Source organism: [Clostridium] citroniae WAL-17108 (genome assembly GCF_000233455.1).
Lineage (GTDB): Bacteria > Bacillota > Clostridia > Lachnospirales > Lachnospiraceae > Enterocloster > Enterocloster citroniae.
This window is the reverse complement of record NZ_JH376421.1, coordinates 211,806-228,242: the sequence shown is the minus strand read 5'-3', so window position 1 is coordinate 228,242 and position 16,437 is coordinate 211,806. Positions and strand designations below refer to the sequence as shown.

At 48.6% G+C, this 16,437-nt stretch carries 14 protein-coding genes; 10 read left to right on the top strand and 4 right to left on the bottom strand.

The window, feature by feature from the left end:
* Nucleotides 1–2: 2 nt before the first annotated feature.
* Nucleotides 3–2,267 carry an RNA degradosome polyphosphate kinase gene (locus HMPREF9469_RS11035; RefSeq protein ID WP_007861942.1) on the top strand — a complete coding sequence of 755 codons (2,265 nt, stop codon included), beginning with the start codon at nucleotides 3–5 and terminating at the stop codon, nucleotides 2,265–2,267.
* Between the two features lie 152 nt (nucleotides 2,268–2,419).
* On the opposite strand, the gene HMPREF9469_RS11030 is transcribed toward HMPREF9469_RS11035, so the two are convergent.
* The 4 genes from HMPREF9469_RS11030 to HMPREF9469_RS11015 all read right to left on the bottom strand — a co-directional run bounded on the left by HMPREF9469_RS11030 (nucleotide 2,420) and on the right by HMPREF9469_RS11015 (nucleotide 7,210).
* Nucleotides 2,420–3,385, bottom strand: a complete 966-nt coding sequence (locus HMPREF9469_RS11030; protein WP_007861940.1) for an NAD(P)H-dependent flavin oxidoreductase — start codon at nucleotides 3,383–3,385, stop codon at nucleotides 2,420–2,422.
* A 169-nt stretch (nucleotides 3,386–3,554) separates the two neighbouring features.
* Nucleotides 3,555–3,878, bottom strand: coding sequence for a NifU family protein (locus tag HMPREF9469_RS11025; protein ID WP_007861938.1), 324 nt, complete (start codon nucleotides 3,876–3,878; stop codon nucleotides 3,555–3,557).
* Between the two features lie 60 nt (nucleotides 3,879–3,938).
* A complete protein-coding gene (locus HMPREF9469_RS11020) occupies nucleotides 3,939–5,558 on the bottom strand; it encodes a 4-hydroxyphenylacetate 3-hydroxylase family protein (RefSeq protein WP_007861937.1) in 1,620 nt (539 codons plus the stop codon).
* A gap of 35 nt (nucleotides 5,559–5,593) precedes the next feature.
* Nucleotides 5,594–7,210 (bottom strand): 4-hydroxyphenylacetate 3-hydroxylase N-terminal domain-containing protein, encoded by a 1,617-nt coding sequence (locus HMPREF9469_RS11015; protein WP_007861935.1) that lies wholly within the window; start codon nucleotides 7,208–7,210, stop codon nucleotides 5,594–5,596.
* Between the two features lie 277 nt (nucleotides 7,211–7,487).
* Here HMPREF9469_RS11015 and HMPREF9469_RS11010 point away from each other — a divergent pair, with 277 nt between their 5' ends.
* The 9 genes from HMPREF9469_RS11010 to etfB all read left to right on the top strand — a co-directional run bounded on the left by HMPREF9469_RS11010 (nucleotide 7,488) and on the right by etfB (nucleotide 16,416).
* Nucleotides 7,488–8,132, top strand: coding sequence for a YczE/YyaS/YitT family protein (locus tag HMPREF9469_RS11010; RefSeq protein ID WP_007861933.1), 645 nt, complete (start codon nucleotides 7,488–7,490; stop codon nucleotides 8,130–8,132).
* Nucleotides 8,133–8,377: 245 nt separating this feature from the next.
* Entirely contained in the window at nucleotides 8,378–9,667 is a 1,290-nt protein-coding gene (locus HMPREF9469_RS11005; RefSeq protein WP_007861931.1) for a CoA transferase, read from the top strand.
* 59 nt (nucleotides 9,668–9,726) lie between these two features.
* On the top strand, nucleotides 9,727–10,467 hold the full coding sequence (locus tag HMPREF9469_RS11000; protein ID WP_007861929.1) for a DUF5058 family protein: 741 nt from the start codon (nucleotides 9,727–9,729) through the stop codon (nucleotides 10,465–10,467).
* 10 nt (nucleotides 10,468–10,477) lie between these two features.
* Nucleotides 10,478–11,188, top strand: coding sequence for a hypothetical protein (locus tag HMPREF9469_RS10995; protein ID WP_007861928.1), 711 nt, complete (start codon nucleotides 10,478–10,480; stop codon nucleotides 11,186–11,188).
* Between the two features lie 15 nt (nucleotides 11,189–11,203).
* Nucleotides 11,204–12,040: an SDR family NAD(P)-dependent oxidoreductase gene (locus HMPREF9469_RS10990; RefSeq protein ID WP_007861926.1), complete on the top strand. Its 837-nt coding sequence runs from the start codon at nucleotides 11,204–11,206 to the stop codon at nucleotides 12,038–12,040.
* Nucleotides 12,041–12,253: 213 nt separating this feature from the next.
* On the top strand, nucleotides 12,254–13,675 hold the full coding sequence (locus HMPREF9469_RS10985; protein WP_007861924.1) for a sigma-54 interaction domain-containing protein: 1,422 nt from the start codon (nucleotides 12,254–12,256) through the stop codon (nucleotides 13,673–13,675).
* 222 nt (nucleotides 13,676–13,897) lie between these two features.
* Complete coding sequence (locus tag HMPREF9469_RS32615; RefSeq protein WP_007861922.1) at nucleotides 13,898–14,443, top strand: hypothetical protein; 546 nt, start codon at nucleotides 13,898–13,900, stop codon at nucleotides 14,441–14,443.
* Nucleotides 14,444–14,477: 34 nt separating this feature from the next.
* Complete coding sequence (locus tag HMPREF9469_RS10975; protein WP_007861920.1) at nucleotides 14,478–15,611, top strand: acyl-CoA dehydrogenase family protein; 1,134 nt, start codon at nucleotides 14,478–14,480, stop codon at nucleotides 15,609–15,611.
* A 19-nt stretch (nucleotides 15,612–15,630) separates the two neighbouring features.
* Nucleotides 15,631–16,416: an electron transfer flavoprotein subunit beta gene (etfB, locus tag HMPREF9469_RS10970; protein ID WP_007861918.1), complete on the top strand. Its 786-nt coding sequence runs from the start codon at nucleotides 15,631–15,633 to the stop codon at nucleotides 16,414–16,416.
* The last annotated feature ends 21 nt before the right edge of the window (nucleotides 16,417–16,437 follow it).

The window sequence follows — 16,437 nt, the reverse complement described above, 5'->3', positions numbered from 1 at the left end:
TTATGGCAGAATCAGTTGGAAAACAGCAGAGTGGAAAGCAGTCTGCCGGAAAACAGCAGACCGGAAAGCCAAAGGCAGCCAAAACAAAAACAGCCGTACCTGAGACCGCTGCGGTGGATTTTGCGGCGGATTCCAATAATTATGTAAACCGTGAACTGAGCTGGCTGGAGTTTAACTACAGGGTGCTCAGCGAGGCCAGGGATAAGACACTGCCTTTGTTCGAGCGCCTTAAATTCCTGAGTATCACAGCCTCGAACCTGGACGAATTCTATATGGTCCGGGTGGCTTCCTTAAAGGACATGGTCCATGCAAAATACACAAAACCGGACATTGCGGGCCTGACTCCCCAGGAACAGCTGGACCAGATCAGCGAAAAGACACATCAGCTGGTGGATATGCAATATTCTACCTACAACCGTTCCCTGCTTCCCACTCTCAAGGCCAACGGCCTCCGGGTGATTACAGAGCATGAGGAACTCTCAGAGGATGAGGCTGCATTTGCAGACGAATACTTTAAAAAGAATGTGTACCCGGTACTGACTCCCATGGCGTTTGATTCGTCCAGGCCGTTTCCCCTGATCCGCAACAAGACCCTTAACATCGCGGCGCTTCTGAGAAAGAAAAAAGCGGAACAGACAGAAGAGGAACTGGAGTTTGCAATGGTCCAGGTGCCTTCCGTTATCCCACGGATCGTGGAACTTCCGCGAAAGGTGGATGGGGACGGAAAGGAGCAGCGGGTGGTCATTCTTCTGGAGGAGATTATTGAGCGGAACATGCCCGCCCTTTTCCTCAATTACGGCATTGTGGTATCCCATCCATTCCGTATTATGAGGAATGCGGATCTCACCATTGACGAGGAAGAGGCGGTGGACCTTTTGGAGGAGATCCAGAAACAGCTGAAAAAGCGCCAATGGGGCGAAGCGATCCGTCTGGAGATAGAGGACAATGTGGATAAAAGGCTTCTGAAGATCCTCAAAAAGGAACTGTCCATCAGCAATCAGGATATATTTGGAATCAACGGCCCCCTGGATCTCACCTTCCTTATGAAAATGTACGGGCTGGATGGTTTTGAGCATTTTAAAGCCCCCAGATATATTCCCCAGCCGGTTCCTGCGCTGATGAATGATGACGATATATTTACCAACATAAGAAAAGGAGATATCCTCCTTCACCATCCATATCAGAGTTTTGACCCGGTGGTGGGCTTTGTGCGAAGCGCTGCCAGGGATCCCGAGGTTCTGGCCATCAAGCAGACCCTGTACCGTGTCAGCGGCAATTCGCCCATTATTGCCGCCCTTGCAGAGGCGGCGGATAATGGAAAGCAGGTTTCGGTCCTGGTGGAGCTGAAGGCGCGTTTTGATGAGGAGAACAACATTAACTGGGCCAAGATGCTGGAGAAAGCAGGCTGTCATGTGATCTACGGGCTGGTGGGCCTTAAGACCCACAGCAAGATAACCCTGGTGGTCAGGATGGAAGATGAGGGGATCCGGCGCTACGTCCATCTGGGTACGGGGAATTACAATGACTCCACAGCCAAGCTGTATACTGACTGCGGTATCCTCACCTGCGACCCGCAGATCGGGGAGGATGCAACCGCTGTGTTTAACATGCTGTCAGGTTATTCTGAGCCATTGGCCTGGAATAAGCTTTCGGTGGCCCCCCTGTGGCTTCGGGCACGGTTCCTGCGAATGATACGCAGGGAGGCCGACCATGCCAGGGAGGGACGTCCGGCCCACATCATGGCAAAGATGAACTCCCTTTGCGACAAGGAGATCATAACCGCATTGTACGAGGCATCCTGCGCCGGCGTCAAGATCGAGATGATCATCAGGGGCATCTGCTGTCTGAAAGCAGGCGTACCGGGCTTAAGTGAGAATATATCGGTCCGCTCCATTGTGGGCAACTTCCTGGAACACAGCAGGATCTTCTATTTCCTTAACGATGGAAGCCCTGAGGTATACATGGGCAGCGCCGACTGGATGCCCAGGAACCTGGACCGCCGTGTGGAGATCATGTTCCCGGTGGAAAACGAGGAATTACGTGAAAATGTTATCCATATCCTGGAACTGGAGCTGGAGGACAATGTAAAAGCGCATATCCTGCAGCCTGACGGTACCTATGAAAAAGAGGACAAACGCGGCAAAGTGCTGGTCAACTCCCAGGAGCAGTTCTGCCGGGAGGCCATGGCAGCGGCAAAAGCGTCCATGGAGGAGGAAGATCCGGCCAGGGCCAGGGTGTTTAAGCCCATAGAGAGCAGCGGAGTCTGATAGAACCGAGAAGACGGTTTGCATTTGCAGGGACTGAGAATTTTAGGCTGCCGGGATTTTGCGTTAAGGTGAAACGTGCCATTGTTTGAGCAAAGGGAGTTTTGGCACGTTTCGTCTTTTTAGCAAAATCCCGCGGCCTTAGATTTTCCACCCTACATCCGCTCCGCCACGGACCCGAGCGCATGCCCCATTTCTTCCACCAGTTCCTTCATTACCTCACCCACTGGTTTTATATCCCGGATCAGGCAGCATCCCATCCCTATGGGGAATATTCCGTCCTCCAGCCTGCCGGTCTTGTACGCTTCTTTGCCTTTGGCGCCGGATATCACGGACATGAGTTCCTGCAGGGAAGCACCCTGATCCTCCATGTCAAGGCATGTGCGGGCGGCGTTGTTGTCTGCGGCGCGCATCATGTTGCGGATACTTTTTTGGATCAGGATGGTGCTGGTCTCCGTGGAATGGGTAATCCATTCTTTGTGGTTTTGGCTGATGGGCGCTTCAGTGGTAGCCAGGAAACGGGTTCCCATGACAACGGCTTCAGCCCCCAGGGCAAGGGCGGCTGCAATGCCCCGCCCGTCCACGATCCCGCCGCCCGCGATCACGGGAATATGCAGGCTCCGGGAGGCTTCGTTGGCCAGGACCATAGTTCCAATGCCGTCCATGCCGGGATGGCCGCCGCATTCATAGCCCACCGCGGTTACGGCATCCACTCCGCAGGATTGGGCGCTGACTCCGTAGCGGGCCGCGGGAACCTTATGGATATGGATGATGCCGGCACCATGGATGAGGGGGACCAGTTTGTCCGGCTTTGTGCCGGCTGTCTCGATTGCCGCTACCTGTTCCATGCCGCAGATGTGGATGAACTGCCGCACATGATCCCCGGCATCCAGGTCAGGCAGAATGCTTATGTTGACACAGAAGGGTTTGTCCGTGAGCTGCTTCATCTCCCGGATGGCCTTATGGAAGGAATCCGGGGTCTTGTAATTGGTGGCGTTGATGGTGCCCAGGCCTCCTGCGTTGGAGACGGCCGCGGCAAGGACGGGATATGCGATATTTTGCATTCCGCCCTGGATGATGGGGTGTTTAATGTGAAGCATCTCTGTTATTTTTGTTTTCATCAAATTGTCCTCCAGGAATCTTTTCTCCGGGAAATTCTCATCAAAGAAACGTTCCCTTAAGAGATGACAAAACCCCTTGTCCTGTGGAATCAGGATACAGGGGTTTTGCCGGTTTTAAAACAAAACGGTTCTTAAGTGATAATGAAGAAATCACATCATTGTAATTGTTTTAACTTTTATGGTTCTTATTTGTACGGCCGTCTGTGCCATGGGTGAAAAGCTTCATGGCCTCCTCAATGATCTCACCGCTGATCCCGGAGTCGATTTCCACTCCCCGGATCTGTGGAATGCGGGTTACCAGTTCCTTTTGAACCAGGCTCTTGGCAGTTTCATCGGCTGACGGGCATCCCGCGCATTCGCCCTGCATTTCGATCCATAGTATGCCGTCCTGGTCCAGGTCAATGACCTCCAGTCCGCCGCCGTGATTAGATAGCTGGGGCCGTACAAACAAGTTTAAAACAGCTTCTATGTCTTTTTTTAGTTCTTCATCCATGGTTTATCCCCTACTCAGTTTCTATTGCCTAGCTTCCTCTGCTGCGTTTTGTTCGGATTTTTACTTTGTTTCTTTTTTCGCGGCAGCCATAGCATCGAATTTTGCCAGCATGGCCCGCGGAGTGGCTGTGTGGGCGCTTCGCTCATATCTCGGGCACTCCTCGTATCCCGGGATGCCTGCCAGGTATTTTGCGATCTTTTTTAACTCTTCCAGGTCGTAACGGCTCATCATGGTGATGGTCTCCATCAGCGGGGATCCACCGCCGTGAACCCCGGCCACGGCCTGTGCGGCCTCGTAGGAATCGCAGAGCTTATTTTCCATCATACGCATAACGCGGTGGGTGTCCTCTGCGCTGTAGGCAGGATTGCGGCGGATGTATTTGTTGCACAGCTCGGCTGTCTCCGGTGCAAAGAAGCTTTCCTCGGTGGGCAGGGATGCGCAGACGCCTCCGGTCAGGTCGGCCAGTGTCTCATACTCATGGTAAATGTTGTGTCCCGCCAGTCGGCGCCCCGCATTGGTCAGAACCTCATCCGGCACCCACTGTCCGGAGGGGAACCGGGTCGCGTGGTAAGCGGAGGCTTCTCCTGCGGCAAATACCAGCTCTGCTGTCTGGATGATATCGCAGAGTTTTTCGCGTACGTGGGATTCTCTTGCAATGTCGTTCACATCGGCTACAAGAGCTGCCTGGGAAGCGATCACTTCGGAAACAGCAGTCTTGCATCCGGTGTAGGAATGGCGGTGGTAGTGTGCAAACATCAGCGCCAGATAGCCTGCGTAGCGCGGTACTCCCTCATTGTCGCGGCCGCACATAAATACGCGGTCATAGGGTACAAAGCAGTCATCAAAGATGGTAAGGCTTTCCACATCGCCGATCTTTGCAAAGGGAGCTTCCAGGTGGGTGCGTTTGTGGTGAAGTCCCGGAAGGGCCATAAGCTTCACGCCGTCCCAGTCTCCGGGAAGGGCAAATGCAACCGCATAGTCCGCATCATCCGGTCCCATGAATTTGGTCGGGTTAACAATGATCTCATCCACGTAGGGGGCATTGGAGTTACAGATCTTTGCGCCGCGGACGATAATACCCTTACAAGGTTTTCCGTCCACTCCAATGCCGTCCACATCCGTATCCACCACATGTACAAAGGAATCAGGATCCGGCTGCATGTAGGCGCGTTTGTATTTTGGATTGCGGGAGCCCTTTACATCGGTCTGGGCACAGTTGCAGATCAGGTCGTATTTCTGGCAGTATTCAATATAGTTTAACAGTCGTTGATGGTACTCGGTGCCGCATGCCTGGTCACAGTCATAGGTGACGGAGAACAGGGCGTTCATGGCGTCCGTTCCCATACAGCGCTGCATGCATCCGCCCACGCGGTGGCAGATCAGACGCGTCATCAGCTGCTTTTTTAACAGATCCTCCTGGCTGTGGTGGATATGGGTGCATCGGTTGATCTTTTCCCCGGTTATGTGGGAGGTGGTGATGCATACATCCGCATAGTCGGGATCATTGGCCACATCATAACACTGCTTCATTACATAGGTGCCGCCCTTGATCCAGTCGGCCAGATCACGTTCCGGACCTTCCTTTCCATTGGAACGGTCCACGCATGTTCCGTTGAGATATACATTGGGTTTCATTTTCAGGAGACGCTCTTTATACTGTTCATATGTACCGATTGCCATGGCTTATACCTTCCTTTTCTTTTTATTTCCTTTTTTTATTTATTTACTTTTTTAGACGAAATGGCGTCAAATTTGGCAAGCATTGCCCTTGGTGTTGCCGTGTGGGCGCTGCGCTCGTAGCGCGGACATTTCTCATAACCGGGAATACCGGCCAGGTATTTTGCGATCTTTTTCAATTCCTCCAGGTCATAACGGCTCATGAGTGTGATGGTTTCCATTAATGGGGAACCGCCTCCGTGTACGCCTGCCACGGCCTGGGCGGCTTCGTAGGAATCGCACAGCTTATTTTCCATCATGCGCATGACTCGGTGGGTGTCCTCTGCGCTGTAGGCCGGGTTGCGGCGGATGTATTTGTTGCACAGCTCGGCTGTCTCCGGGGCAAAGAAGCTCTCCTCGGTGGGCAGGGATGCGCAGACTCCGCCGGTCAGGTCAGCCAGTGTCTCATACTCATGGTACATGTTGTGTCCTGCCAGACGGCGCCCGGCATTGGTCAGAACCTCATCGGGAACCCACTGACCGGACGGAAATTCCATTGCGTGGTGGGCGGCGGCCTCGCCTGCGGCAAATACCAGCTCTGCTGTCTGGATGATATCGCAGATCTTCTCACGTACATGGGATTCCCTTGCAATGTCGTTCACATCGGCCACAAGGGCTGCCTGGGAAGCGATCACCTCGGATACGGCGGTTTTACATCCGGTGTAGGAATGGCGGTGATAGTGTGCAAACATCAGAGCCAGATAGCCTGCGTAGCGGGCAACGCCCTCGTGGTCGCGGCCGCACATAAATACGCGGTCATAGGGTACAAAACAGTCGTCAAAAATGGTAAGGCTTTCCACATCTCCGATCTGCGCATAGGGCGCGTCCAGGTGGGTGCGTTTGTGGTGCAGTCCCGGAAGGGCCATCAGCTTTACGCCGTCCCAGTCGGCCGGAAGGGCAAATGCAACCGCGTAGTCGCTGTCATCCTGGCTCATGAACTTGGTTGGGTTTACAATGATCTCATCTACGTAAGGCGCGCAGGAGTTACAGATCTTTGCACCCCGCACGATAATGCCCTTGCACGGTTTGCCGTCCACACCGGTGCCGTCCACGTCTGTCTCCACCACATGTACAAAGGAGTCGGGATCAGGCTGCATGTGGGCGCGTTTGTATTTTGGATTGCGGGAACCCTTTACATCGGTCTGGGCACAGTTGCAGATCAGGTCATATTTCTGGCAGTACTCAATATAGGCAAGCAGGCGCTTGTGGTACTCGGTGCCGCAGGCTTCATCACAGTCATATGTCACGGAGTACAGGGCGTTCATGGCGTCCGTTCCCATACAGCGCTGCATACATCCGCCCACATGCTGGCAGATCAGGCGTGTCATCAGCTGTTTCTTCAGCAGGTCATCCATGCTGTGGTGGATATGGGTGCAGCGGTTGATCCTTTCACCATTGATATGAGATGTGGTCACACAGACATCCTCATACTTGGGGTTGTTGGCCACGTCATAGCACTGCTTCATGACATAGGTGCCTCCCTTGATCCAGTCCGCCAGGTCTCTCTCCTCGCCCTCTTTGCCATTGGAACGGTCCACACATTTCCCGTTCAGGTAGACATTGGGTTTCATTTTGAGAAGCCGTTCCTTATATTGTTCATAAGTTCCAATTGCCATAAAGTAAATCCTCCTTAAAATTTATTTGCTTGTTAAAAAATTACCATTTATGGGGCGGAATAACCGTATCCCCTTTTCAATGCATTTAAAGAGCAAGAACTGTGCCAGTTATTTAAAACGTGAAATATGGGGGATCATGAAAAGATGATTGTATAGATATGGAATGATTATAAAAATTAATGTATAGAAAACATACAGTAAAATCCATTGGCATTTAAATTGCTGATAATAATTCCCGGGCAGAAATTTAAATGTACAAATAAAGAGGAGGTATCCGATGGAGAAGAATTTATTTAAAAAAATGTCCATATGTTTTGCAGGTTCTTTTGTATACGCTTCAGGTATAACCGTAGTAAAGGTATGTAATCTGGGAATTTCACCTATCACATCCGCGCCTTATGCATTTTCCTTTGTAGTAGGACAATCGCTGGGGGCATGTACCATGTACTTTAATGTAATCTTTTATATCATGCAGAAGCTGGTAATGAAAAAGGAATATACGCTGTCCAGGTTTTTGACCCAGTTTATTTTAAGCTCGGTGTTTGCAGTACTCATTGACCTTACCGGTTTCATGTTTGGGGGGTTTGTTCCACAAAGCTATTTGTTCAGGATGTTGTACCTGATATTTGGCTGTTTTGTACTGGCAGCCGGGGTCTGTGGCGTGGTAATGTCTGAATTTGGGATGCTGCCCGGAGAAGGGGTGGCAGTCTGTATCCAAAGGCTTACCCGCCTGGAATTTGGCATATGCAAAATCTTGTTTGACAGCTCTATGGTGGTCCTGGCTTTAATCATTTCCCTGATATGCCTGGGTAGGATTGAGGGTGTAAGGGAAGGGACATTGATATCCGCCTTTATGATCGGATGGTTTTCAAGGTACATAGGACGGTTTCTGGGGCTGTGGCTGAAAGGGTTTTTAATTTAGGAATTTTGGTAACAGTTCAGGACATCCGATGTGAAAATGGGCGCCCTGAACTGTTGCCAAATTTGTATAATAAAGATATATGACAGTTTGGGAAGTGTATAAAAAGTAAATAGTTAAAAAACAAGAGACTAACCAAAAGCATGAGTTTTGGGCTTAAAATAGAATAAATGGGTTAACCGTAAGTTGGCAGAGAAATTGCTCTATATTATATTGTCAAATTAATGTCAATTAAAAGGAGTGAAAACATGAACAGATGGGAAACGCTTAAGAAGAAACCGGCGCCAATGTTTGTTCCGGAGTTTGGTCCGTTATCCGGGATACGGGTATTGCTGAATGGATCCGTGGTGGCGGCTCCCTTTGCCGCGACTATGATGAGTGATTTTGGTGCGGAAGTGATTGCACTGGAACGGGCAAAGGTTGGAGGCGATTCTGCACGCCACCAGAAACCACAGATTGCAGGAGAGGATGGCAGTCATATTAGTGGGGCCTGGATGCAGAATGCCAGAAATAAACTTAGCGTAATGCTGGAGACAAATCTTAATAAGGAGGAGGCAAAAGAGATTTTTCTTTCCCTTATTAAGAACTGTGATGTGTGGATTGAAAACATGGTCTGGGTAAAAAAGCTGGGAATAACGGATGAACTGCTGTTGGAAGTTAACCCCGGTCTGATCATATGCCATGTGAGCGGGTACGGAACCGAGGCTTTTGGCGGCGAGGAGAGGCAGCTGTCCAGGGCCTGTTATGATCCTCTGGCTCAGGCTGAATCCGGATGGTGCCTGCTGCAGGGATTCCCGGATAAGCCGCCATATTATGCACAGCAGTATGTGGGGGACTATCTATCAGGCCTGTTTGCAGTGAACGGCATATTAATGGCCCTTCGCAGCCGGGAAATAACGGGAAAGGGACAGGTGATCGATGCTACCCTGGTGGAGAGCTGGATGCGTGTTATGGATGATAATTATTGTCTGTGGGCGGAAAGCAGGATCCAAAAGCAGAGGCAGGGGGTTAAACAATCTACCTATCAGCCGGGAGGGATATTCCCAACCAAAGATGGAAAATTCATTAATCTGGGCGCTTATGGAAAAAATGCATTTGATAAGGTTATTCAGGCATTTGGTTTTGATGCCAATGTATATACCTACGAAGCGGCCGGGGGCAGCAAGGAAGCGTTGGAAAGCGGTCTTGGCAGGGAGTTGGACAAAAAGTTTGAGGAATTCTTTATGTCCCACACTGCAAAGGAGGCGGCAGATCTGCTGATGGAGCAGCGTGTAGGCGTTGCAGTAATCGCTGACTGTGAAGATGTTATGAGTGAACCTCATTGGCAAAAGCGCGGCGACTGGGTCAAATATGAGGATCAGACGCTTGGACGGGAGATTACGGCTTTCGGTTTTGTACCAAAATTATCAGAAACACCAGGACAGGTATGGAGGGGGGCGCCGTATCTGGGTCAGGACACAGAAGCTGTTCTGACAAAACTCCTTGATTATACCCCAGAAGATATAGCTGCTTTAAAAGGCAAGGGGATTATTGATTAAAAATACAGTCAATGAATGCTGGCTAAAACAATACACTAAAAAAGTGGGAGGGTAATAAGATGAGTTATCTTGAAGTTGCCAATAGCCCAATCGTCTGGGCGACCTGTGGAATAGCGGTAATCACGGTTTTTATACAGGCCTTTATTTTTACAAAAAAGGCATACTCAGTTGGCATTAAGATGGGAATGACGAAAAAGCAGTTTGTGGAGGTGGCAAAGGTTTCAACTATATCTTCCATAGGGCCGACTCTGTCAGTGGTAGCTGGTGTTTTGCCTTTGATACTGGCAATGGGAGGTGCTATTGCATGGCTTCGTCTGGGATTTATCGGATCAGTGGGATATGAACTTTCAACTGCTGGTTTTGGCGCTGCAGCTTATGGAACCACATTAGGAGGGGAAGGGTATGATGGCTATGCATTGGCCTGCAGCTTCTTCTGTATGTGGTTTGGAGCATCGGGCTGGCTGGTATCCACAGCATTTCTTACCGATAAATTGGATGGGATTACAAAAAAACTGGCCGGAACAGTGGAGTTGATGCCTGTTATATCTGCCGCTGCAATGTCCGGTGCGTTTGCTTTTTTATCATTTGACCATTATTTTTCCTATTTAACAGTGGATGGGGCAACTGTTTGGACAAATCCCGTTGCTGTCAAACGAGCGGTTTGTGTTGTGATGGGATTTGTGGTAATGAAGCTTTTAAATGTTCTGGAAGATAAAAAAGGTGCAGTATGGGTACGGGAGTGGGGAATCACCATAGCTATGCTGACAGGGCCGGTTATCGCGCTTATTTTCTTTAGATGAGGAGGGGGAAATGATGAAAAACGGAGAGACAAGTCTGTACAAAAAAGAATTTATCCCTTATGTTATTAAATGGGGGCGTATCACCAATCTATATGCTGTGTTGATCTCCTTTGTACCTGTGGCTGTGGTTATGTGGTATTTCGGATATGTGCCCGGGGTGACTGAACTGGGAATCGGTCTTGTTTCAACTGTCAGCGTTGTAGGCGTCATGTGGTTTTCCGATCCCATTGCGTATTTCCCGATCTTAGGAATACCGGGGATTTACATGGCCCATCTGTCAGGTAATACGGCTAATTTAAAAGTACCCGTGGCTGCAATTGCACAGGATGCGGCAGGTGTTAAACTGGGATCTGATGAGGGCGGTATTGTTGTTACGATCTCCTGCGCCGTATCCGCAACTATCTGCCTGCTGGCACTGAGCATTGCCTGTATCGGCGGAGCGGCTCTGCTTAGCTATCTGCCAAATGTCCTTATTGTAGCGCTGGGGTATGTGCTGCCTGCGCTTCATGCAGCCCTTCTGGCACGAATGACAAAGGGACAGCCGAAGATGCTCTGTTGCGGTATGTTTTTAGCCTTTATTGGCTGGGTATTGCTTAAAGTCGGTGCTTTCAGCTTTATTCCTGGCAAATCCCATACATGGGTCGTTACCCTTTTGGCTGTATTCGGCTCCATCATCTATGCACGCCTGTCATTTAAGAAGAAAACTGAAACGTCTATTTAAAGAAAGGATGATTTTATGCCAAACCGAAAGATTTCCATACCGTCTTTTGATATGACGGGCAAGACTGTAATAGTGACCGGAGGAAGCCAGGGTCTGGGATTTGGGATTGCCGCTGCCTTCTGTGCATATGGCGCCAATGTTGTGATCACTGCCCGTACTGTATCAAAAGTAGAAGATGCAGAATGCGATCTGAATGAGAATTACTGTAAGGGAGGAAAATGCCTTGGGATCCCTGCCGATTCCGGCAAGCAGGAGGAAATTGATATGGTAATCTCTAAAACCATTGATACCTTTGGCGAACTGAATGTATTTGTAAATAATGCAGGAATTTCCGGGAAAACTGCTAAAATCCTTACAGACGAATGCAATGAAGCGAATTTTGAACATGTGGTCGATATCAACCTTAAGGGCATGTTCCTGTTTGATAAAGCTGCAGCGGCCCAGATGGTAAAGCAAAATGCCGTGAACGGGAAAAAGGGGGGAAAGATCATTAATATTGCATCAGTAGGCGGTCTGGTAGGAGGTCCTGGAGTAGTGGCCTATGGGGCATCCAAGGCAGGGGCCTTATCCCTGACAAAGACCTTTGCAAATGAACTGGGCAGGGAAAATATCACTGTGACGGCTGTTTGTCCAGGGTATGTGGTAACTCCTTTAAACGAGGATGTATTTATAGATCCGGAAACAGGCGGATGGTCGAAGGTTTATGACCTGTCTGCAAAGAATACGGCTCTGCGCCGTCTGGGCACAATAGAAGAGGTTGCCGGACCGGTTTTGGCCATGGCGTCTGACAGTTTCAATTATATGACAGGATCTTACCTTGTTCTGGATGGCGGACAGACAATTGGACGCTGATCAAAGGCTGCCAAAATAGGATAAAAAACAGGATAGGAAAAGCCCCCAACTGGGGCTTTTCTTAATGCAAAGATATGGATAATGGCAAGGGGAAGGGGAGGCGGGGATTGACAAAAGATTGACATGCAGGCTTGAATTTGAAGCGGAAAAAAGCTATACTTAAATAATATATGGTGGTTCGTGGAGAGCGCCGATGGGGGAGAGGAGTTACATATGACACTGGAGGCCGGGTTATATACAACAAAATATTTTAAGTCATGGGAGCTGAGTGTTCTGCTGGATATCCTCGGAAAAGCGCAGGATGCGATCATTATAATTGACCGTGAAGGTACGATTGTATATATCAACCAGTTTTATGAAGAACGGATTGGCATCAAGGCAGAGCAGATCCTTGGAAAAAGCTTGCATGATATTGAGCCGAACACAAAGCTGTTAAAAGTAATGGAGCAGGCTGAAGGGCCGGGATGCAGTATTGAGACGGATCAGGATGTTGAGGCAGTTGAGTATATTAAATCTTTAAAAATGGATTCCATCGGTTATGCAATCCCGCTGTTTAACAGCAAAGGGGAAAAGGTGGGGGGATGCGCAATCTTTAAGGATGTGACAGAGGTGATCGAGCTTACCAGACATCTGCAAAAATCCAGAGAAATGATCCGTTATCTTTCTTCACAGCTGGAAGCCTCTGAACTTCCTATATCCTTCCAGTCTTATATCAGCCGGAACAGAGAACTGCAAAAGACATTAAGTCTGGCGGCAAAGGTGTCGCCAACTAACTGTACTGTATTGATCCAGGGTGAGAGTGGTGTGGGAAAGGAAGTAATGGCAAAATGTATTCATAATGCCAGCAACCGCAAAGATCTTCCAATGGTAAAGATCAACTGCGCCTCAATTCCAGAGAACCTGTTGGAAAGCGAACTCTTCGGATATGAGGACGGTGCGTTTACAGGGGCTAAAAAGGGCGGTAAATTAGGAAAGTTTGAGCTGGCTAATAAAAGTACGATTCTTTTGGACGAGATTGGAGACATGAGCTTGACCATGCAGGCAAAGCTTTTGCGCGTATTGCAGGAACGTGAGCTGGAACGTGTGGGAGGCACAAAGACGATCCCCATTGACGTCAGGGTAATCGCATCTACCAACAGGGATCTGGAGGAGATGATCGAGAACAAGGAATTCCGTCAGGATCTGTACTACCGGCTGCATGTGATTCCCATTATGATTCCTCCTCTTCGTCAGAGAAAAGAAGACATCATGCCGTTGATTCGCTATTTTATTAAGTATTATGGGGGAGAGGATGATACAGACCTGACACCGGGAGCTGTCTGTATCCTTTCCGAATATGACTGGCCTGGAAATGTGCGTGAACTTCAGAATGTAATAGAATATGCCATGATCATACATACCGGAAACATGATCGAAATAAAAGACCTTCCCCAATATCTTAGAGGTGATATTTACACAGAGGAGACGGCGGGATCCGATGGGCTCAAGCTGAAACCGGCGGTGGAAAACCTTGAGAAAAGGATGATAAAGGAAGCTTTGGAGCGGAACAATGGAAATAAAAGCATGGCAATCTCGGAACTGGGTCTTTCAAGACGTGCCTTTTATGAGAAGCTGGAAAAGTATCAGCTAAAATGATTGTATAAAAGATATACAACGAATAGATCTAAGTATATCCTTTCTATCCTTAAATACACAAAGAAGACATGCCGGATCAGCAGGCTGCAGAAAGAAATAAAATCTTTTTGCAGCCTGTTTTTCTGTTTTTATTTAACAGAATGCAAAATTGGCATAGTGATTGCTAGTATTATAGGTAGAGCCGTGTTTTGTATAAAATCAGCACAGAAGGGAGTCAGGCAAATGCAGAAAATATGTTTCGATGAGTTGTTGAGCATTGAAAATATAATTGCAAGAAGGGCGGCAATGGAGCTGACAGAGGAAAGCGCTGTAAGAATGAATGTATTTCAGATTGATTCTTATGGAAATGTTAATATAAAGACAGATAAAGAAAGGATACAGGAACCAGATGTACTGCTGAAACATGCCGCCAAAGCAGGCAAGGCGGTATTTACCGCTACTTTTACCAGTGGACTCCATCCGGGGGAGGAGCCCATATATGAAATAGGCGAAGGCCATATCAAGGTTTTAAAAGAAGGAAACCTGAGACGGTTTGTAGGTCAGGTAGACAGCATTTCCTTTAACGGGAGAATATTGTTGGAACAGGGCGGACAAATCATCTATGTGACAGAGCGGTGTGTGTTTGAACTGACAGGGGAAGGCCTTTTGCTTACGGAGATCGCTCCGGGCGCTGATATCCAGAAGGATATTCTGGATCAGATGGAATTTACCCCGCTGTTCAGTGAAAACCTGAAACAAATGCCAACCCATATATTTAAAGAAAATTAATATCAATATATTCATTGTACAAGGAGGAAACAAGATGCTTAGCAAAAAACATGAATTGATCAGAAAGCTGGCAAAAGAGTTTGCGGAGAACGAACTTGCGCCTTTTGCGGCGCAGGTGGACGAGACAGGGGAATATCCAAAAGAACTGGTTGAGAAGGTGATACGGGCGGGATTCCATGCCATTACAATTCCAAAGGAGTATGGGGGATGCGGCGGGGACACCTTGTCATCTACCATAGTGACTGAGGAGTTTACAAAAGTGGATGCCAGCTCCTCGTCTTTACTGATGCCCAATTCTTTGTCCGGCGGAGCGCTGATGATGTTCGGCAATGAGGACCAGAAACAAAAATATCTCCGGGCAATGGCGGAGGGAACCAAAGTGGGTGCATTCGCCGTTACAGAGCCGGGAGCAGGCTCGGATACGTCAGCCATATCCACGACAGCAGAAAAGGATGGTGATACCTATATACTGAATGGGCGCAAATGCTTTATAACCCAGGGGCCGAACTGTGATTTTGTAACGGTATTTGCAAAGACGGACCTGAACGCCAAAGGCGTAAAGGGAATCAGTGCATTTATTGTGGAATCCGGCTGGGAAGGTTTTTCCGTTGGAGCCATTGAAAAAAAGATGGGCATGCATGGTTCGCCAACCTGTGACTTGATCTTTGAAAATGTACGTGTGCCTAAAGAAAACCTGCTTGGCGGGGAGGGGCAGGGATTTAAGATATGTATGAAGACACTGGACTCAGGCCGCATTACGGTTGCCACACAGGGCCTGGGGATTGCACAGGGGGCATTGGATGAGGCGGTTAAATATGTAAAAGAGAGGGTGCAGTTTGGAAAGCCGATCGCGCGTTTGCAGAATACGCAGTTTGAGATTGCGGATATGGCAACAAAAGTTGAGTGTGGAAGACAGCTTGTCTATCATGCGGCAGAACTAAAGGACGCCGGGCAGCCCTATTCTTTAAATGCCGCAATGGCCAAGTATTATTGCGGAGATCTCTGTAACGATATCACCTACCGGGCATTGCAGCTTCATGGAGGCTATGGGTACATGAAGGATTATCCTATCGAGAGAATGTACAGGGACGCACGGCTTGTCGCTATTTACGAAGGTACATCCGAGATACAGAGAGTTGTAATTGCAAATCATATAATTGGTAAGTAAATAAGGACAGGAGGATCATATGAAAGTATTAGTTTGTGCAAAACAGGTTCCCAATACGAATGAAGTTAAGATAGACCCTGTTAAGGGGACATTAATCCGTGATGGGGTGGAGAGTATTTTAAATCCGGATGATGCCAATGCCTTGGAAGAGGCGTTAAAATTGAAAGATAAATTTGAAAATGTGACGGTTACTGTTATTTCCATGGGACCACAGCAGGCAGAGGATATGCTGAGGGAATGTCTGGCAATGGGAGCAGATGAGGCGGTTCTTGTAAGCGGAAGGGAGTTCGGTGGGTCTGATACATGGGCAACCTCCAATGCCATCTCATCAGCTTTAAGGAAGGTGGGGGATTTTGATCTTATTTTTGCAGGACGCCAGGCAATTGATGGAGACACTGCGCAGGTAGGTCCGCAGATATCCGAAAAACTTGGGATTCCTCAGGTTACATACGTACAGGGGTTTGAGATCAAAGACAATGAGGTGATCGTGCAGCGGCAGCTTGAAGATGGATATGAAGTTGTCAGCGTAAAAATGCCGTGCCTGCTTACTGCTGTAAAGGAATTAAATAAACCCAGATATATGACTATGAAGGGAATTTATAATGCCTTTGAAAAGGATATCAAGGTATGGGGATTTAGCGATCTGGATGTACCCCAGGAGAAAGTAGGACTTAAGGCATCACCCACAAGGGTATTCCGCTCATTTACACCGGAACCAAAGGGAGCCGGAGTTATGCTGAATGGGACTTCCAAGGACCAGGTTGCTCAATTAATAGGCAGTTTAAAAGAAAGACATGTCATCTAAAACGAAAACAGGAGGTAAACC